Genomic DNA, 18,166 nt, shown 5'->3' with positions numbered 1-18,166 from the left:
TAAATTGTTGATATGAGCAGTGCGACCCCCCACCGTCTTCCCCTCGCCGGTGCGCTCCGTCTCGGGCGGCCCTCCGACATCTGGTTCAAGCCCGCACTGAGCGCGGTCACCGCGGTCGCCCCGCCCAACCTGACCCTGCTGGCGCTCGGCCACCTCGACCTGGCCATGTACACGATGGCCGGCTCGCTGTGCGCGCTCTACGGCCACAACCGGCCCTACGCCGCCCGCGCCCGCACCCTCGCCCGGGTCGTGCTCGGCATGGTCGGCGGCCTCGCCGTCGCCCTGGTCGCGGCGTCGGTCACCTCTGACGCCGTCGTGCTGGTCACCGTCGGCGCGCTCATGGCGGCCGTGCAGAAGGCGGTGTGCGACGCCGGCCGCATCGGTCCGCCGGGGAACGTGGTGCTCACCTTCATCAGTTCCGCGTCGCTGTTCGTGCCGCAGAGTCTCGGCCAGGTCCCCGGCCATGTCGGACTGGCCCTGGCGGCGGGTGTCTGGGCCTGGTTGGTCGGTATGGCCCCCGGGCTGCTGCGCCCGCACGGTCCCGAGCGCCGTGCCACCGCCCGGGCTCTGAACGTAGCTGCCGCGTACGCCGAAACCGGCACCGGCGGTACTGGCAGCATCGGTGGCACCGTCGGCACCGGTGGCACCGGCCGTACTGGCAGCACCGGCGGTAATGGTGACACCGGCGAAGGGCATGCCCGGGCCCGTGCCGCGTGCGCCGCCGCCGTCCATGCCGCCTGGCAGTCCCTGTCGGCCGCAGGACCCCGCCCCGACCGCACCCGGCGTGCCCTCGAAGGGCTCCTGGTGCGCGCCGAGGTCGCCCTCGCAGCCCCCGCCGACGCCGATCCCGGGCGGCTGCGCGTCTGGGCCCGCGACCTGCGCGGCACCGGCCGGGTCCCGCGGGCCGAGCTGCCCCGGGCCGCGGCCGACGAACTGCTCGGCGTGGACGTCGAACCCGGCTGCCCGCGCCGCCCGTTGCGCCACCGGCTCGCCCCCCTCGCCCCCGTCGCCGCCCGCACCGCGATCGGCTGCGCCCTCGCCGGCTACGCCTCCCTCGCGCTGGGCGTCGGCCGCCCGTACTGGGCCCTGGTCACCGCGGCTTCCCTCTACCAGGTGAACGTCACCCTGACCTGGAGCCGGGGTGTCCAGCGCGTCGTGGGCAACCTGGTCGGCGTCCTCGTCTTCGCCGCCGTCGCCCCGCTCGCCCACCTCCACCAGGCCGCCCTGGTGCTGTGCTGCCTCGCCTTCAACTTCGGCGCCGAGGCGCTGATCGGCCGCAACTACTGGCTCGGCAGCGTGTGCGTCACGCCGATGGCCCTGCTCGTCACCGAGTTCGCCCGCGCCCAGGACCCCGGCCGGCTGATCACCGAGCGGGTCGTGGACACCGTCGTCGGCGCGCTGGTCGGTTTCGTCGCGGCCGTGGTCGTCACCAACCGCCGTGCGGGCGACCGGATCGAGCACGCGCTCACCGCTGTCGAACGCGCCCGCGAACAGGCCGCACGCCTCCTGGCCGAGCCGCACCCGGCGCCCCGCGCCCTGGAGACGGCCCGCCGCGCCCTCGCCGCCGCCCTGGTCGATCTGCGCGCCACCGCCGACGCAGCCTTGGGCGAATGGTGGCAGCGCGCCCTGCCCGAGGAGCGGGTCGTGCTCGCCGAACAGGCGGGACACCGTACGCTCGCCGCGACGGTACGACGCCAGGGGTTCGCCCCCTTGGACCAGAACACGGGCGCGACGACGGAGGACATACGGCCATGACGGCGACGAACGGACGTCCGCAGGCCCAGAGCGACGCGGCCGAAGGGCGCCCGGCGAACGGGAGCGACGGGGTGAGGGCGCGGCCTGAGGACGGGATCGGCGAGCCGGGCGGGCGGGCGGAGGACGGGAGCGACGCCCCGGATGGGCAGCCGGGACACGGGAGCGACGCGGTGCACACGGACACCGTCTCCACCGTCGTCCGGCAGTGGCAGGCCGTGCACCCCGGCCTGGACACCGGCCCCATGGAGGTCATCGGCCGGATCAACCGCTGCGCCGCCCTTCTCCAGCAGGCCGAGGACGCTCCGCTGCGCCGGGCCGGCCTCAGCCGCCCCGAGTTCGACCTGCTCGGCGCGTTGCGCCGCACCGGCCACGAGCTGACCCCGGGAGAGCTGGTCCGGGAGACCTTCTCCTCCGGGGCCGCCGTCACCAAGCGGCTCAAGCAGCTGACCGAACGCGGTCTGGTTGAGCGGCGCGGTGACACCCGGGACCGGCGCGTGGCGCACGTCCGGCTCACCGACGCCGGCCGTGACCTCGTCGACGGCATCCTCCCCGAACAACTCGCCTACGAGACGACCGTGCTGTCCGCCCTCGCCCCCGAGGGCCGGGGCGAACTGGCCGCCCTGCTCGGTGACCTGCTGGGCCGTCTGGAGGGCCGCGCGGGCGTGCTGCACGCCTGAGCCCTAGAGCACGTCGTGCACCGTGCGGCGGTGGGTGGAGCGCCGGTCCTCGATCTGCGGCCAGCGGTCGCCGTAGACGTTGCGGGTGACGGGCGGCTCGCGCAGGAAGTCGTGCGGGAATCCGAGCGGGACGGCGCTCACCTCCTCCAGGCGGGCCACCGCGTCGGCGTCGAGCCGGACCCCGGTGCTCGCCAGATTGTCGGCCAGTTGCGCCTCCTTGGTCGCCGCGACGATGGGGACGACGTTCCCCGGGCGGCCGCGCAGCCAGGCGAGAGCCACCTGCGCCGGGCTCCAGCCGCCCTGCTCGGCGATCTCGGTCACGGCGCCGATGACGTCCTCCTCCCACGCCTGTGTCCCGGTGCCGAGGGTCGCGAGGCGGCCCGTCTCCCCGCGCCGGTACTTCCCGGTGAGCTTGCCCGATGCCAGGGGCGCCCAGGCGAACACGGCCAGGTCGAACGCCCGGGCCTGCGGGAGGAGTTCACGCTCCGGAGTGCGCTCCAGCAGGCTGTAGCGCAGCTGCGAGCCCGCGAAACAGGTCCAACCACGCAGCTCCGCAAGGGTGTTGGCCTGTGCGATCTCCCATGCCGGCCAGTCCGAGACCCCGATGTACAGCACCTTCCCCGAGCGCACCAGGTCGTCCAGGGCCCGCATCACCTCCTCGACGGGGGTGAAGTTGTCGCGGGCGTGCACCCACAGGACGTCGAGCCGGTCGGTGCGCAGCCGCTCCAGGCTCGCCTCGACCGACTGCACCAGGTTCTTGCGGTGGTTGCCGGCCGTGTTGACGTCGCCGTCGCGTGTGCCGCACGTGTACTTGCTGGCCAGCACGAAGGAGTCGCGCCGCCCGTGGAGCAGCTCGCCGAGGATCCGCTCCGAGCTGCCGTCCGTGTAGTTGTTCGCGGTGTCGAGGAAGTTGCCGCCCGCGTCGGCATAGGCGTCGACGATCCGGGCGCTGGTCTCCTTGTCCGCGCCCCACCCCCAGTCGTCGCCGATGGTCATCGTGCCGAGGGCAAGTTCGCTGACGCGCAGACCGGTCCGTCCGAAGAGCGTGTAACGCACGTGTGCTGTCCTTTCCGAGCAGGTGCAGAGCAGGTCCCGGGGCCGTGTGCACGACGCTAGGAGCTGGAGCCCGCTCGAAGGCAAGCCGCGGGTCAGCCCTCCTGGCCCGCCCGGTGCACGCCGAAGGCTGCCCCCTGCGGGTCCCGCAGCACCGCGATGCGCGGGCCGTCCGGCACGTCCGTGGGCGCCATGACGACCTCGCCGCCCGCCTGCCGGGCGACCTGGGCCGTGGCGTCCACGTCGTCCGCCGCGAAGTACGGCAGCCAGTGCGCGGGCACCTCGGGCGGATACCGGTCGCCCATGTCGGCCATCCCGCCGAAGTCCTCCCCGCCGATGCCCCATTGCGTGTACCACTGCGAGGCGTTGACGCTCCAGCCGAAGACCGTGGTGTAGAAGTCCCGGGCCCGGTCGGGAGCACGGGTCGCCAGCTCCACCCAGCCGAGCGTGCCGGGCGCGTTGAACAGCCCGGCGCCGGGGAATGCCCGTGCCTGCCACAGCTGGAACGCGGCGCCCGTCGGATCGAGGGCCACGGCGAAACGGCCCACGTCGAAGACGTCCATCGGCCCGAGGACCACCGTGCCGCCCGCCTCCTCCACCCGCCGTGCCGCCTCGTCGGCGCCCGCCACCGCGAACGACACGTTCCAGGCGACCGGCTGGGACTCCTGGTAGAGCGGGGTCAGCGCGGCCACCGCCGCGTCTCCCAGGTGCGCCACGGTGTAGCCGCCGGCCTCCTGCCGCGGATCCGTCTCCGGCCGCCAGCCGAACAGATCGGTGTAGAACCGCTTCGCGCCCTCCAGATCGCTGGTCCCCAGCTCGGTCCAGCAGGGGCCGCCGATCACCGGCTTGTCGAACATCATGACGGCTCCTTCCGGGTTCGGCCGCACGGGCCCGGGGACCATGCCAGGGGGCCTTCCTCGCACGCTAGCCCCGGCCGCCGAGGCCGGCCATCCGGGACCGGATTCCCTCGACGACGGACCGCCCCCGACCCGACTCCGCCGGGCGCCCGCTGCCGGCCGTCGGCCGCACCCCGCCCCCCGTACGGAAATCGGTTTGTGCGAGTCCGGCTCGGCAGGCGAGGCTGCGCGCATGGAGACGGACAACGCCGCCGGGACCGGAGGTCCCGCGCTCGCCGCAGAGATCGCGGAGTACTACGAGCGGGACCGGGAGGACGGCCGGCTGCGCACGGGCGCCGGACGGCTGGAGCTGTGGCGCACCCAGGACGTCCTGCGCCGCCTCCTGCCGCCCGCACCGGCGCGGGTCCTCGACGTGGGCGGCGGCAGCGGAGTCCACGCCCAGTGGCTGGCCGCCGACGGCTACCCGGTGGACCTCGTGGACCCCGTGCCCCTGCACGTCGAACGGGCGGCCGGGCTGCCCGGCGTCACCGCGCGCCTCGGCGACGCCCGCGCCCTGGAGATGCCGGACGCGTCCGTGGACGTGGTGCTGCTCCTCGGCCCCCTGTACCACCTGCCCGAGCGGGAGGACCGCGTCCGGGCGCTCGGCGAAGCCCGCCGGGTGCTGCGTCCCGGAGGGCTGGCGGTGGCGGCCACGATCAACCGGTACGCGCCGCTGCACGACAACCTGAGCACGGGGCTGTACTTCGACGCCGAGCGCCGGCCGCAGATCGAGGCGGCCGCCGGCGACGGGCGGATGCGTCCGACCGGAGGGCCGAAGTCGCTGTTCACGACGGCCTACTTCCACGAGCCCGCCGACGTCCTGGCCGAGTTCGCGGACGCCGGCCTGACACCCCGGGGCCAGTACGGCGTGGAGGGCGCCGCCTGGCTGATGGGCGACGTCTGCGACTGGCTGGACGACCCCGCACGCCGCGAGCTGGTCCTGCGCGCGCTGCGGCGGACCGAGTCCGTGCCGTCGCTGCTCGGCATCAGCGGCCATCTGCTCACGGCGGGCAGCTGGGCCTAGATGCCGGGGCGGTACCGCAGCGGATGCTCCGGCGGGATCTCCACCAGGACGATCCGGGTGCCGTCCGGGTCTTCAGGCCGCAGCAACTCAGTTATCAAGCCAGGTTCGCTGCCATGACTGTTCTGTTGGGGGGGGCGAGCAGCTCGAAGCGCTGTCGGCGATCAGGCTGAGCGTGCGCACCGACGAGACTACGCCGCCGACACGTCGGCGAGAGGCGAACGAGAGGTCCGCGAGGGCCATCAACGCAAGGATTGTCGGCGAGGCAGAAGACTTGTACGTGTCCGCGTCACGGACGGCACCGTTCGAGCGTCCTGAACTGGGCCAGTGGCTGACCGAACCGTCGCGATTCGACGTCATTCTGTGGTGGCGGCCTGATCGGCTCTTTGAGGACGTCCGAGGCGATGCCGGCGTCGGCGTGCCGCTGGGCGCAGCAGTGCCGGTAGGCGCAGGGGAAAAATGCTCGCAGCCCAGACAGCGGAACCGGAGCGGGCAGGAGTGGCCGCCGGCGGCGACGTTGGAGGGCTCCCGGCAGATGCCGTAGGCGGTGGCGACCTCGCCGATCGCCCGGCGGACGTGCTCGGAGTCCAGCAGGCCGTGAACGCCGGATGTCCGCCTTCGAGGCCGACGACGGGGCACGCACCCAAGCCATGCCTGCCGAGGAAGAGATCCGACGGGTGCGCCGTCTCATCGAACGGGTCAAGTCCGACCTCGACGACCCAACGCCCGGGGACCGCGCCCAGATCGAGCAGGCCGTCAGCCTCGTACGCCGCGGCCGCACCGTCCTGCTCGGCATGCCCCGCGTCGGCCAGCGCCTACCCGACGTCCGACCCCCGAGGACTGCCCCCTGACGACCGCGATGGACGACGGCCGATGCGCCGGCACCGAACGCCGCCGTGAGCGCGTGCAGGGGCCATCGCTGCTGCCACCCGGGACGGCGCCGATCTGACCGCCTCGGCTGTCGCCCGCGCCGCAGGTGTCGATCGAACCTTCCTCTACCGCCACCGCGACCTGCTGGAGCGACTCCACTCCGCAGCTCGCGAACCCGCAGCTCCAGCAACAGCGAGCGCGCCAGCCGTCACGAGGGCTTCCCTGCAGCTGACCTCGCCCAAGCCCGCAACACCCGCCTTGCCGCCCGCATCCAGCAACTGGAGAGGCGGCTGTCCGAAGCACTGGGAGAGCAGGTCTGGCGCGCGTCGGGTCTCGAAGCCCCCGGCGACATCGACGAACTCCAGCGCACGGTCACCAGCGTGGAACAGCACAACCTCGAGCTCTCCGCTCGGCTGGAAGAACGCGATGCCGAACTCGCTGCCGCTCGAGCCGCCAACCAGGAGCTGACCAAAGCTCTGAACCAGCGTCCCTGAAGTCGGCTCAGGGCGACTCGCTGGTCGCCGGTGACGGGCCCGCAACCGGATGCGAGGCCCCAGGACCAGAACGCACTCTCAGCAGATATACACTCAGAGTATATCTCCGGTGTATGGTCCTCGCATGAGTGTTCCTCTCACCCTGTTGGGGCTGTTGGAGCGGGAGCCGAGCCACGGCTACGACCTCAAACGGGACTACGACGCCTTCTTCAACCGCGGCAAACCGCTGCCGTACGGGCAGGTCTACACAACTCTTGGCCGGTTGGCGCGGGACGGGAAGGTCATTGCCGGCGAGACGGAGCCCGGAGTCGGCCCCGAGCGCAAGCGCTACGTGATCACCGAGGCGGGGGCGACGGAGTTCGAGACCTGGCTCACCGAGCCGGTGGCCCCCGAGCCGAACCTGCAGACCGTTCTGTTCACCAAAGTCGTGCTGGCCCTGATGCTCGGCCGCGACGCCCAGCAGTACCTCGACACCCAGCGGGCCGCCCACCTGCAGCGGATGCACGAGCTGACCCGGCTGCGCCGCACCGGCCCGATCATCGACGCCCTGCTCGCCGACCACGGCCTGTTCCACCTGGAGGCCGACCTACGATGGATCGAGCTGACCACGGCCCGGATGGACACGCTCGCAGCGGCGGTGCGCACATGACCGCCCTGATCGAGGCCCGCGACCTCACCCTCTCCTTCGGCGAGACTCCCGCCCTGCGCGGCGCCAGCCTGGCCGTCGAGGCCGGCGAGGTGTTCGCCGTGATGGGCCCGAGCGGCTCGGGCAAGTCCACCCTGCTGCACTGCCTGGCCGGCATCCTCACCCCCGACTCGGGCGAGGTCCACTTCGACGGACACCGCATCGACACCATGAACGAGGCCGAGCGCAGCGCCCTGCGCCGCGACACCTTCGGCTTCGTCTTCCAGTTCGGCCAGCTCGTCCCCGAGTTGACCGCCGAGGAGAACGTCGCCCTGCCGCTGCTGTTCTCCGGCGTGCGCCGGGCGGCGGCGCTCGCCGAGGCCCGGCCCTGGTTCGCCCGGCTGGGCCTGGACGGCCTGGAGCGCCGCCGCTCCGGGGAGTTGTCGGGCGGTCAGGCGCAGCGGGTGGCGCTGGCCCGCGGTCTGGTGTCCCGGCCCAAGGTACTGTTCGCCGACGAGCCGACCGGGGCGCTGGACTCGCTGACCGGCGAGCAGGTGATGGACCTGATGGTGGACGCGGCCCACGAGGAGGGCACCACCATCGTCCTGGTGACCCACGAGCCCCGGGTCGCCGCGCACGCCGACCGGGAGGCCATCGTGCGGGACGGCAAGGCCAGCCTGCTCACGACCGGACGGATAGCCTCGTGATCGCCTTCGCGCTCCGCCTCGCGGTCAGCGGCGGCCGGGGGGCCGTCGCCCGGCTGGCCATGATCGCCGCCGCGGTCGCCATCGGCGTCGGGCTGCTGCTGTCGACCTTCGCCAGCATGAACGCCGTCGAGCGGACGAACCAGCGTCAGGTGTGGCTCGACACCGGCGCCGCGAGCCGTACCGAGCACGCGTCGGCGGACCCGCTGTGGTGGCGGCCGCACGTCGACTACTACGACGGCAAGTCCCTCACCGAGGTCGACGTCGCCGCGACCGGCCCGACCTCGCCCGTCCCGCCCGGCCTCACTCACCTGCCGGCGCCGGGCGAGTATTACGCCTCTCCCGCGCTGGCCAAGCTGATCCGCGACACCCCGGCCGACCAGTTGGGCGACCGCTTCCCCGGGCGGATCACCGGCACGATCGGCGACGCCGCTCTGGCCTCCCCGGACTCGCTGACCGCTGTAATTGGCCGTACCCCGGCCCAGATCAAGGGCGCACCAGGGGCGAGAGCGGTCACCGCCATCGCCAGTACCCGGCCACCCGCCTGTGACAACGAGTGTTGGGACAACGCCGTGCGCGGCGACGCGCTGACGCTCATCTCCTCCGTGGTGGCCGGGGCACTGATCTTCCCTGTGCTGATCTTCATCGCCACGGCGACCCGCCTGTCCGCCGCCACGCGCGAGCAGCGGTACGCGGCGATGCGGCTGGCTGGGGCCACTCCCCGGCAGGTGTCGGTGATCTCGGCGGTGGAGTCCGCGCTGGCGGCGGTCGCCGGGACGGTGATCGGCTTCGGGCTCTACGCCGTGCTGCGCCCGCTGGTCGCCACCATTCCGCTCACCGGGCAGCAGCGGTTCTTCCTCTCGGATCTGACGCTCAGCACCCCGCAGGCCGTCGGCGTCGTCGTCGGCGTGCCGGTGGCGGCGGCGGTCGCGGCGCGCCTCGCGCTGCGCCGGGTCACCATCTCCCCGCTCGGCGTGACCCGCCGGGTGACCCCGCGCCCGCCGCGCGCCTGGCGGCTGATCCCGCTGCTGGCGGGCCTGGCCGAGCTGGCGTACTTCGTCTTCGCCGGCCACCGCCCGGCGACCGGGAACGGCCAGACGGCCGCCTACCTCCCGGGCTTCCTGGTGGTGATGCTGGGGCTGGTGATCGCCGGGCCGTGGCTGACCATGATCGTCGCCCGGGCGGTGGCCCGGCGCACCCGACGCCCGGCCGCCCTGATCGCGGTGCGCCGGCTCGCCGACGACCCGAAGGCCGGCTTTCGCGCGGTCAGCGGCCTCGTCCTGGCCCTGTTCGTGACCACCGCAACGGTCAGCATCATCGGCACCATCAACGACTACCGCGGCACGCTGGGCGGCGACCGGCAGACCCGAACCGTGGTGGAGGTCGGCGGCGACGGCAAGGCGCCGCTGGCCGGGGCCATACCGACACGGCTGCTCACCGAGGTGCGGGCGATCCAGGGCGTGCGGGGCGTGGCGGTCGTCCACGCCAACCCCGACGGCGTCGGCGAGGTGGTACACCGGCGAGTCCACCCGGGCGATCCGCCCCCGGACGCGCCGGCACTGGTGACCTGCTCCGACCTGGCGCAGATTCCTATGATGGGCCGCTGCCCGGCCGGCGCGAGCGTCACGGCCGTCGACTTCTACGCGTTCGTCAGCCTGCAATCGCACCCGAGCTTGCCGTGGCCCGCCGCCGCGATCAGCACCGCAGCCCTCGCCAAGCTGCCCGCGCAACTGGTCTACGTGGCCACCGACGGGTCGACAGCCGCCATGGAACGCGTACGGACCTCGCTCACCACCGCCTACCCGCACCACCAGGCCCGCACGGTGGGCGACTGGGGCACCGACTTGCAGCAAGAGCTGGCCGGTTGGCGGCAACTGGCCAACGTGGTGCTGCTGACCACCCTGCCGATCGCAGGCTGCAGCCTGGCGGTGAGCGTGGTTGCGGGCCTGTCGGATCGCCGACGCCCGTTCGCGTTGCTGCGGCTCACCGGCGCGCCGCTGCGGTTGCTGCAGCGGGTGATCGGCCTGGAGAGCACACTGCCGCTGCTGGCGGTGGCCGCGATCTCGATCGGTACGGCCTTCGCCGCCTCCGCCCTGTTCCTGAAATCGCAGATGCACTACGACCTGGTGTCGCCCGGCGCGGCGTACTACGCGCTCGTCGCCCTCGGCCTCGTCGCCTCGCTGGGCATCATCGCCTCGACTCTCCCCCTGCTCAAACGCATCACCGGCCCAGAGGCCGCCCGCAACGGCTGACGCGCCACCTCCCCGCTACGGCCCCGGACCCCCTCCAACGGCGTCCGGGGCTGATGGAGCTCTTCGCAACACGACAACGGTTGTCTCTGAATCCACAGCCAGGAGCCCTGATGATGTACATCCCTTCAGACCATCCGTCTGGTCGGCGTCGGGAACCTCGGCCCGATCAAGCCGTTGCCCGCCAGTGAACATCCTCGAAGAGGTCTTCCTTCCGAGCGCCCGCCACGTTCAGGAGGAACGACAGCGTCTGGAGTGGATGCGCGACGACGACGGCGAGGGCGACCCCTACCGCGGGCCGATCGACCTCGACAACGGCATCGTCCACATCAGGATCGGCCCGAAAGCGCCCGAGTCGGCGGAGTGACGTCGAGGACCTGTCATCTGCATTCAAAGGGCTCTGTCAGGACCCTTCTGATCCCTCGTCACAAAATCGCCCACATCCAGAGATCAAAAGGATTGGTGGGCTGGGCCGGCTGCCCAAGCGCGGGGCCGCAGCCCGGTTCTGTGCAGGAAACCCAGGGAGGATCCGTGACGTCCGCACCGTTCATGAACCAAGGAATGACACGCCGTCGCATGCTCAAAGCAGCGCTGGCAGCCGGGGCCGCCTTACCGATTGGCGCCACACGCCAGGCGTGGGCGGCTTCCACCGCCCCGGGCCCGGCGTGGCTCACCCTGCCCGCACCCACCGGACCGTACCCGGTGGGCATGGTGGCGCTGCATCTCGTCGACAGTTCGCGTCCGGATCCCGTCGCCGGCCGGGGGCATTTCCGCGAGTTGATGGCCGCCGTCTGGTACCCCGCCCGGGACGCCGAGCGGTATCCGCTGGCGCGTTGGACGCACCCGGCCGTGCTGCTGGCTCTCCTGACGTCCGGGGGCTTCCCGGCCGACGCCGCGGCGGCGCCGCTCACGGCCGGCCACGAGGGCGCCCCGGTCCGGCGAACCGGTGGACGACTACCCGTTGTCGTGTTCTCGCACGGCGCGCACGATCACCGTGCGGACGCCACCATCGTGGTTCAGGAACTCGCCAGCCACGGATATGTGGTGGTCACGGTGGATCACACCTACGACGCCTTCAGCGAGTTCCCCGACGGCCGGGTCGTCGTCCCGCTCATGGACCCGAAGCACGCCTTGGCACCAGCGGATTTCGCCGCGGACATCCGGTTCGTCCTGGACTGCATCGAGGACCTCGCCGCCGGGCGCAATCCCGACGCCGATCAGCGGCCGCTGCCGGCCGGCCTGCGCGGTGCCCCCGACCTGCACCGCATCGGCATGTTCGGCTGGTCGAAGGGTGGGACGGCGACCGCCCTCGTCATGGTCGAGGACCAGCGTGTTAGGGCCGGGCTGAGCCTCGACGGCCCGATGCAGCCGACGATCACCACCGACCTGAACCGGCCGTTCATGATGATGACCGCCGAGAACACCCGGGCCGCGCAGCCCAGCGCCGCCGAGTTCTGGTCGCACCTGCGAGGTTGGCGGCTCAACATTCAGGCCGACGGCGCCGTCCACCATTCCTACGGCGACTACCAGGTGCTGATCCCCCAGCTGGCGAGAGTCGTCGGGATGAGCGACGCGGAACTTCGGGGCTGGATCGGCACCCTCGACCCGGCCCGGGCGGTGCGGATCCAGCAGGCGTACCCGCTCGCGTTCTTCGACCTGCACCTGCGGCACCGCACGGGGCGTCTGCTCGACGGCCCGAGCTCGGCCTTTCCGGAGGTGAAGTTCATTCCGTGAAGCCTGGGCACCGCGCAGTTGCGCGGTGCCCACGAAGACTTCCAGGAATTGCCGGCTCCGTCCGGCCGCGGCTTCGGGAAGGGCGGCCACCCGCGCAGCCCCACACCACCCCTGCGGAGGACGCTGAGCCCGAATGAGGAAGCCCCCGCCGGTGGTGCTCAATGACCGGCCCGTCGGGGTCTGCTACGGGCGCGACAGGCCCGCCAGCGAGCGGCAGACGTGCGGGGCGGTCACGTCGGCTTCTCCCGACTTCGTAGCCGCACAACCGCTTGCCGGACCGGGTGATTGGCCGGGCGTCACGATCACCTGCGCCAAAGAGCCGCACGGCGCCGAGGGTGACCACGTCGGACCCGTGGCCAAGGGCGACCAGGTCGTCGGCGAGCACATCCGGCCGGCGCCACCCGCCCCATGGACCCGCGCGCCGGGCGCCCGGCCCATGGAGGGCGCGGCGGGGGTGGTCGGGTCGAGGTTGATGTGAGGTCGGCCGCTCCCCAGCCCCCGCCGGCGTCCGAAGCTCCTCGTCTCTGCCCCCGCGGGGATGAGGAACCGCCCCGACGGCGCCCGCATCCGCCGTGGGAAAGGGGCGGTACGAAGCCCCGCTCGCCTACGCGTCCCCACGCCCCCGGTGAGCGGGGCTTCGTCATGTCCGCAGGTCATCAGATACCGGGGCGGTAGCGGAGGGGGTGATCTTCGGGTACCTCGACGACAACAATTTTGACTCCGTCCGGGTCGGCGATCCACATCTCGATCAGGCCCCACGGCTCCTTCACCGGGGGCCGCAGGATCTCGACGCCCCGGGCGGCCAACTCCTCCTGCGCGCCCGTCACATCCTCGACCTGGAGCCACAGCTGCACCGAGGGCGACGCAGGGGTCTGTGCCCGGCCGGAGATCTCGAGGAAGCCGCCGCCGAGGAAGTAGACCGTTCCGCGCTGCGGGCCCGTGCCGAACTCCCGGTAGACGGCCAGGCCCAGCTGCTCCCGGTAGAAGGTCCGGGAGCGCTCGGGGTCCATGGGGCGCAGAAGTGTCCGGCTGCTGAGTACGTGCACCATGCATCCGCACCCTAGTGGCAGGGTTAGGCTCGACTGGCTCAGCCGCGCCCGAGATCGGAGACCGCCCCCATGGACACCGCCGCCACCGGACTCACCTTCCGTGATGCCACCGATGCCGACGTCGACGCGCTGGTCGCGCTGATCGAGTCGGCCTACCGGGGCGACTCCAGCCGGGTCGGCTGGACCACCGAGGCGGACATCCTGGAGGGCCAGCGGACCGACCCGGAGGGTGTCCTGCAGGTCATCAAGTCGCCCGACGGCCGGCTGCTGATCGTCGAGCAGGACGGCCGGATCGTCGCCTGCTGCCAGCTCGAACACCGCGGGAGCCACGCCTACTTCGGGATGTTCGCGGTCAGTCCCGCCCTGCAGGGCGCGGGCGTGGGCAAGATAGTCATCGCGGAGGCGGAGCGCCTGGCCCGTGCGATCTGGGGAGTCACCGAGATGCACATGACGGTGATCTCGGTGCGCGACGATCTGATCGCCTGGTACGAGCGCCGCGGCTACCGCCGTACGGGAAAGATGACGCCCTTCCCGTACGGCGACGAGCGCTTCGGCATCCCGCAGCGCGACGACCTGCAGTTCGAGCTGCTGGTCAAGCCGCTGGTGTGACGGTCACCGGTGTGACCTCCACGCGGGAGACCGCGCACCGGATCACGCGGTGAAGCGGCCGGTGCGCTTGATCTCCGGAAAGTCGGTCGTCGCGCCGTCCAGCTGGAGCGCGCGCACGAGCCGCAGATGGTCCTGCGTGTTGACCACCCACCCGATGATCTTCAGGTCGGCCGCGCGGGCCTGCTCGACGATCTCCAGGGTCAGCCTGCGGATGTTGAGGCAGACCGCCGCGGCCCCCACCTTGGTGGCGCGCTCCACCACGTCGGTGCCGTAGCGGCTCGCGATCAGTGCCGTGCGCACGCCCGGCACCAGCCGGGTGATCTCGGCGACCGCCTCGTCGTGGAAGGAGGACACCTCCACCCGCGAGGCCAGGTCCCGCCGGTGCATGACCTCGGCCAGTGCCCGGGCCGCCGCCACATCCTTGATCTCGGCCTGCAACGGTGCTTTCACCGCGTCCAGGACCTCCTCGAAGACCGGCACGCGCTCACCGAGGCCCGCGTCCAGGGCGCGCAGCTCCGCGAGCGTCTTCTCCGCGATCGGTCCGGTGCCGTCGGTCGTGCGGTCCACTTCCGCGTCGTGCATGACGACCAGGGCGCCGTCCTTGCTCAGGTGCAGATCGAGTTCGATCAGGTCGAGGCCGGCCTGCTGGGCGGCGACGAACGAACGGAGGGTGTTCTCGGGCTCGACACCCATGACCCCGCGGTGACCGATGGTAAGGAAGTTCAAGGTTCGACTCGCTTCCGTCGACGGCGGCTCGGCGACGCGCGGACCGGACGGCGGACGTCGCTGTCCACGCGGCAGGGTCGCAGCCTAGTGGCCCGGTCCCACGATGAACCCGCACCTGCGCGGGGGGATCGGGGCGCGGGTCGCACGGCGCCTGGCTCATATCCGCCCCTGGCGTCACCCGCCCGTGGGCGAGTCCCCGCGTCCATTGACCGGCCGGATTCGATCGGTGCCGGAACTTCTGTGCACCCTCCCGCCCTCGATGGCGAAAGTGACCGCCGTCACGGTTTGCCACAGGAAAAACGGCGGTGTTCATGTGGATCGGCAGAATAATTTCCCGAGGGGGCTCTTGCTGGGAGAAAGGGGGTATGCATACGGTGTCCTTACGCGAGGTTCTCCCGTGGAGGATGGGACATGACGGAAATTCTTGTGCAGGCGGGTACCGAGGGACAGGTTCCTTCGCTGACCAGGGTGATTGAGCGCCCGGCCTGGCCCGTGCTCAAGGATGCCGTGGAGCAGATCCGGCCATGGCAGTCCAACGACGGGTCGATCGACTTCGAGGCCGAGGGCGCGCCCGACCGGGCCGACGCCGAGGCGGCCGTGGACCGTGTCGTCGAGGCGGTCGAGCAGCTCTCCGTCCTGCTCCCGCACGACGCCGCCTACCACCAGGCCCTCGTGAAGGACCTGCGCCGCTGGGCCGAGGGCGGCTTCCAGGTGCCGGACTTCCTGGACTCGCTGCTGGCCTTCCAGCCCGCCGCGAACCGCGCGGACGGCCTGCAGCACCTGGTCGTCTTCCCGATGTACACGCAGAACGGCAACCCGGACCGCAATCTGGAGGCGGTCGTGCTGCGCATGGTCTGGCCGGACTGGCTGGCCGAGCTGGAGCGCACCCGCTACGACAACCCGCTGTTCTGCGGCATCACGTTCGAGGACTTCACGTCCGGCTACGACACCAACTCCGCGGTCCTCTTCCCGGAGACCATCGCGGTCCGCGAGGCGCCGGAACGATTCTCCTGGGGTGGGATCTTCTGCGACCGCGAGGCCGCCCGCTTCCGCCGGGTCACCGACGCGGCCGTCGACATCCTGGGCCTGGAGCTGCCCGAGGACATCGCCGCGATGATCCACGACCAGAAGCGCTGCGAAGAGGCCTTCGTGCTGTGGGACATGGTCCACGACCGCACCCACAGCCACGGTGACCTGCCGTTCGACCCGTTCATGATCAAGCAGCGCCAGCCGTTCTGGATGTACGGCCTGGAGGAGCTGCGCTGCGACCTCACCGCCTTCAAGGAGGCCGTCAAGCTCCAGGCGGACGGCGTTCCGCAGGCCCGTGACGTGCAGTACGCGGTGCTGTTCGACCGCATGTTCCGCTTCCCGCTCACCGGCGACCGCAACCGGAACTACGACGGCGTCGGCGGTCAGCTGCTCTTCGCCTACCTGCACAAGCACGACGTGCTCCGCTGGACCGACAACAAGCTCTCCATCGACTGGGAGCGCGCCCCGCAGGTCACCAACCAGCTGTGCGCCGAGATCGAGAAGCTGTACAAGGACGGCATCGACCGCCCCAAGCTCGTGCACTGGTTCGCCGGCTACGAGCTGGTCGCCGGCTACCTCGCCCCGCACCCCGGCTCCAAGTGGGCCAAGGGCCCGGACGCCCTGGACCTGACCCAGCCGCCGCGCAAGCTGGTGGACGACGTGCTTCCGGACGAGTTTCCGCTGAGCATGTTCTTTGAGGCCCTGTCCAAGAAGCTGAAGAATGTGATCGCCTCCACCAAGGGCATCACGGCGGACAGCGCCGAGCGGCTCGCCGCGTGAGCGACCGCGTCAGGAACACTGCTTCAGAGGGGAAGATCATGGGGAACGGCGCGAACGGGACGCTCAGCGGCGCAGTGATCGCGGTGGCCGGTGCGGGCGGACCCGCAGGGCGCGCGGCACTGCTGCGGCTGGCCGAGGCCGGTGCGACCGTCGTCGGGGCGGACAACGACCCACAGCGTCTGTCGGAGGCCGTGGATGCGGCCCGGTACGCCTCCGGCGGTGCCACCGTCACCGGCGACACGGTGGACCTGCTCGACCTGCAGTCCACCCGGGACTGGGCCGACCACATCGAGAAGGACTTCGGGCGCGTCGACGGCCTGGTGCACCTGGTCGGCGGCTGGCGCGGCAGCGAGACGTTCGCCAAGACCAGCCTGGACGACTGGGACTTCCTGGAGCTGCTGCTCGTCAAGACGGTGCAGCACACCTCCCTCGCCTTCCACGAGGCGCTGCAGCGCAGCGACCGTGGCCGGTACGTCCTGATCAGCGCGGCCGGCGCGAGCAAGCCGACCGCGGGCAACGCCGCGTACTCCGCCGCCAAGGCCGCGGCCGAGGCGTGGACGCTGGCCATGGCCGACTACTTCCGCAAGGCGGGGATCTCCGAGGGTGCCGAGGGTCCCACCTCCGCGGCGACGATCCTGGTGGTGAAGGCGCTGGTGCACGACGCGATGCGCGCCGAACGCCCCAACGCGAAGTTCGCGGGCTTCACGGACGTCAAGGACCTGGCCGAGGCCATCGAGGGTGTCTGGAGCAAGTCCGCCGCCGAAGTGAACGGAAATCGTCTGTGGCTGACCGAGAAGCCGTGAACCCTCCCAAGACCGACGCGCGTCGCCATCACGACCCGCAGGTCCGCGGTTTCGCCAGTGACAACTACGCCGGGGCGCATCCGGAGGTGATGGCCGCCCTGGCCCTGGCCAACGTCGGCCATCAGGTGGCGTACGGCGAGGACGACTACACCGACAACCTCCAGGGGATCATCCGCGGCCACTTCGGGGCCACCGCGGAGGCCTTCCCGGTCTTCAACGGCACCGGCGCGAACGTGGTCGCGCTCCAGGCGGTCACCGACCGCTGGGGCGCGGTGATCTGCGCCGAGAGCGCGCACATCAACGTCGACGAGGGCGGCGCACCCGAGCGCATGGGCGGCCTCAAGCTGCTCACCGTGCCCACGCCCGACGGCAAGCTCACGCCCGAGCTGATCGACCGGCAGGCCTGGGGCTGGGAGGACGAGCACCGCGCGATGCCCCAGGTCGTCTCGATCACCCAGAGCACGGAGCTGGGCACGCTCTACACGCCCGAGGAGATCCGGGCGATCTGCGAGCACGCCCATGCGCACGGCATGAAGGTGCACCTGGACGGCTCCCGGATAGCCAACGCCGCCGCCTCGCTGAACGTGCCGATGCGGACGTTCACGAACGCGGTCGGTGTCGACATCCTCTCGCTCGGCGGGACGAAGAACGGTGCCATGTTCGGCGAGGCGGTCGTCGTCATCAACCAGGACGCGGTGCGGCGGATGAAGCACCTGCGGAAGATGTCGATGCAGCTCGCCTCCAAGATGCGCTTCGTGTCGGTGCAGCTGGAGGCCCTGCTCGCCAAGGATCTGTGGCTGCGCAACGCCCGTCACGCCAACGAGATGGCCAAGCGGCTGTCCGAGGGCGTGCGCGCGGTGCACGGTGTGGAGATCCTCTACCCGGTGCAGGCCAACGGGGTCTTCGCGCAGCTCCCGCACGACGTGAGCGAGCGCCTGCAGAAGCGGTTCCGGTTCTACTTCTGGGACGAGGCCGCGGGTGTCGTGCGCTGGATGTGCTCCTTCGACACGACCGAGGAGGACGTCGACGCGTTCGTGGCGGCGCTCAAGGAGGAGATGGCGCGCTAGTCCCCGCGTCTGAGCAGATATTGCA

19 protein-coding genes and 1 pseudogene are annotated in these 18,166 nt (G+C 71.5%); 15 read left to right on the top strand and 5 right to left on the bottom strand.

What is annotated here, in order from left to right; translation table 11 throughout:
• Positions 1-12: 12 nt before the first annotated feature.
• Both AB0H32_RS01150 and AB0H32_RS01145 read left to right on the top strand, forming a co-directional pair.
• The gene (locus AB0H32_RS01150; RefSeq protein WP_361112166.1) at positions 13-1,755 is read left to right on the top strand and encodes an FUSC family protein; all 1,743 of its coding nucleotides are present in this window, start codon (positions 13-15) and stop codon (positions 1,753-1,755) included.
• Positions 1,752-2,432, top strand: coding sequence for a MarR family transcriptional regulator (locus AB0H32_RS01145; RefSeq protein WP_361112163.1), 681 nt, complete (start codon positions 1,752-1,754; stop codon positions 2,430-2,432). Before AB0H32_RS01150 ends, AB0H32_RS01145 begins: the two co-directional genes overlap by 4 nt.
• A 3-nt stretch (positions 2,433-2,435) precedes the next feature.
• On the opposite strand, the gene AB0H32_RS01140 is transcribed toward AB0H32_RS01145, so the two are convergent.
• Both AB0H32_RS01140 and AB0H32_RS01135 read right to left on the bottom strand, forming a co-directional pair.
• Entirely contained in the window at positions 2,436-3,488 is a 1,053-nt protein-coding gene (locus tag AB0H32_RS01140; RefSeq protein ID WP_361112160.1) for an aldo/keto reductase, read from the bottom strand.
• 92 nt (positions 3,489-3,580) lie between these two features.
• The gene (locus tag AB0H32_RS01135; protein ID WP_361112157.1) at positions 3,581-4,345 is read right to left on the bottom strand and encodes a VOC family protein; all 765 of its coding nucleotides are present in this window, start codon (positions 4,343-4,345) and stop codon (positions 3,581-3,583) included.
• A gap of 229 nt (positions 4,346-4,574) precedes the next feature.
• Here AB0H32_RS01135 and AB0H32_RS01130 point away from each other — a divergent pair, with 229 nt between their 5' ends.
• Positions 4,575-5,405 (top strand): methyltransferase domain-containing protein, encoded by an 831-nt coding sequence (locus tag AB0H32_RS01130; protein WP_361112154.1) that lies wholly within the window; start codon positions 4,575-4,577, stop codon positions 5,403-5,405.
• Here the strand turns inward: AB0H32_RS01130 and AB0H32_RS01125 are convergent.
• Positions 5,402-5,476: pseudogene (locus AB0H32_RS01125) on the bottom strand (VOC family protein); the annotation flags it as partial. The gene AB0H32_RS01130 and the pseudogene AB0H32_RS01125 overlap by 4 nt on opposite strands.
• 101 nt (positions 5,477-5,577) lie before the next feature.
• Here AB0H32_RS01125 and AB0H32_RS01120 point away from each other — a divergent pair.
• From AB0H32_RS01120 to AB0H32_RS01085, 8 genes are all read left to right on the top strand, one after another.
• Positions 5,578-5,946 carry a recombinase family protein gene (locus AB0H32_RS01120; protein WP_361112151.1) on the top strand — a complete coding sequence of 123 codons (369 nt, stop codon included), beginning with the start codon at positions 5,578-5,580 and terminating at the stop codon, positions 5,944-5,946.
• A 64-nt stretch (positions 5,947-6,010) separates the two neighbouring features.
• A complete protein-coding gene (locus tag AB0H32_RS01115) occupies positions 6,011-6,253 on the top strand; it encodes a transposase (protein WP_361112148.1) in 243 nt (80 codons plus the stop codon).
• A gap of 637 nt (positions 6,254-6,890) precedes the next feature.
• Entirely contained in the window at positions 6,891-7,415 is a 525-nt protein-coding gene (locus AB0H32_RS01110; RefSeq protein WP_361112145.1) for a PadR family transcriptional regulator, read from the top strand.
• On the top strand, positions 7,412-8,098 hold the full coding sequence (locus tag AB0H32_RS01105; protein WP_361112142.1) for an ABC transporter ATP-binding protein: 687 nt from the start codon (positions 7,412-7,414) through the stop codon (positions 8,096-8,098). The genes AB0H32_RS01110 and AB0H32_RS01105 overlap by 4 nt, the downstream gene beginning before the upstream one ends.
• Entirely contained in the window at positions 8,095-10,347 is a 2,253-nt protein-coding gene (locus tag AB0H32_RS01100; RefSeq protein ID WP_361112139.1) for an FtsX-like permease family protein, read from the top strand. The genes AB0H32_RS01105 and AB0H32_RS01100 overlap by 4 nt, the downstream gene beginning before the upstream one ends.
• 184 nt (positions 10,348-10,531) lie before the next feature.
• The gene (locus AB0H32_RS01095) at positions 10,532-10,711 is read left to right on the top strand and encodes a DUF6191 domain-containing protein (protein WP_361112136.1); all 180 of its coding nucleotides are present in this window, start codon (positions 10,532-10,534) and stop codon (positions 10,709-10,711) included.
• Positions 10,712-11,052: 341 nt separating this feature from the next.
• The gene (locus AB0H32_RS01090; RefSeq protein WP_361112133.1) at positions 11,053-12,078 is read left to right on the top strand and encodes an acetylhydrolase; all 1,026 of its coding nucleotides are present in this window, start codon (positions 11,053-11,055) and stop codon (positions 12,076-12,078) included.
• Between the two features lie 133 nt (positions 12,079-12,211).
• Positions 12,212-12,556: a hypothetical protein gene (locus AB0H32_RS01085; RefSeq protein ID WP_361112131.1), complete on the top strand. Its 345-nt coding sequence runs from the start codon at positions 12,212-12,214 to the stop codon at positions 12,554-12,556.
• A gap of 178 nt (positions 12,557-12,734) precedes the next feature.
• Here the strand turns inward: AB0H32_RS01085 and AB0H32_RS01080 are convergent, their stop codons facing one another.
• On the bottom strand, positions 12,735-13,127 hold the full coding sequence (locus AB0H32_RS01080; RefSeq protein WP_361112128.1) for a VOC family protein: 393 nt from the start codon (positions 13,125-13,127) through the stop codon (positions 12,735-12,737).
• A gap of 69 nt (positions 13,128-13,196) precedes the next feature.
• Between AB0H32_RS01080 and AB0H32_RS01075 the strand changes: the two genes are divergently transcribed.
• A complete protein-coding gene (locus tag AB0H32_RS01075; RefSeq protein ID WP_361112125.1) occupies positions 13,197-13,736 on the top strand; it encodes a GNAT family N-acetyltransferase in 540 nt (179 codons plus the stop codon).
• Positions 13,737-13,778: 42 nt separating this feature from the next.
• Here the strand turns inward: AB0H32_RS01075 and AB0H32_RS01070 are convergent, their stop codons facing one another.
• On the bottom strand, positions 13,779-14,462 hold the full coding sequence (locus tag AB0H32_RS01070; RefSeq protein ID WP_361112122.1) for a glycerophosphodiester phosphodiesterase family protein: 684 nt from the start codon (positions 14,460-14,462) through the stop codon (positions 13,779-13,781).
• Positions 14,463-14,873: 411 nt separating this feature from the next.
• On the opposite strand from AB0H32_RS01070, the gene AB0H32_RS01065 reads away from it, so the two are divergent.
• From AB0H32_RS01065 to AB0H32_RS01055, 3 genes are read left to right on the top strand one after another with little or no spacing between them, the layout of a single operon-like run.
• Positions 14,874-16,271 (top strand): DUF6421 family protein, encoded by a 1,398-nt coding sequence (locus AB0H32_RS01065; RefSeq protein WP_361112119.1) that lies wholly within the window; start codon positions 14,874-14,876, stop codon positions 16,269-16,271.
• A gap of 38 nt (positions 16,272-16,309) precedes the next feature.
• Positions 16,310-17,074, top strand: coding sequence for an SDR family NAD(P)-dependent oxidoreductase (locus AB0H32_RS01060; protein ID WP_361112116.1), 765 nt, complete (start codon positions 16,310-16,312; stop codon positions 17,072-17,074).
• Positions 17,071-18,141 carry a low specificity L-threonine aldolase gene (locus AB0H32_RS01055; RefSeq protein WP_361112114.1) on the top strand — a complete coding sequence of 357 codons (1,071 nt, stop codon included), beginning with the start codon at positions 17,071-17,073 and terminating at the stop codon, positions 18,139-18,141. Before AB0H32_RS01060 ends, AB0H32_RS01055 begins: the two co-directional genes overlap by 4 nt.
• Positions 18,142-18,166 lie beyond the last annotated feature (25 nt).

Origin of the sequence: Streptomyces sp. NPDC020362, assembly GCF_040642095.1 — a bacterium.
Taxonomy (GTDB): domain Bacteria; phylum Actinomycetota; class Actinomycetes; order Streptomycetales; family Streptomycetaceae; genus Streptomyces.
This window is presented reverse-complemented; position numbering and strand designations above follow the sequence as displayed.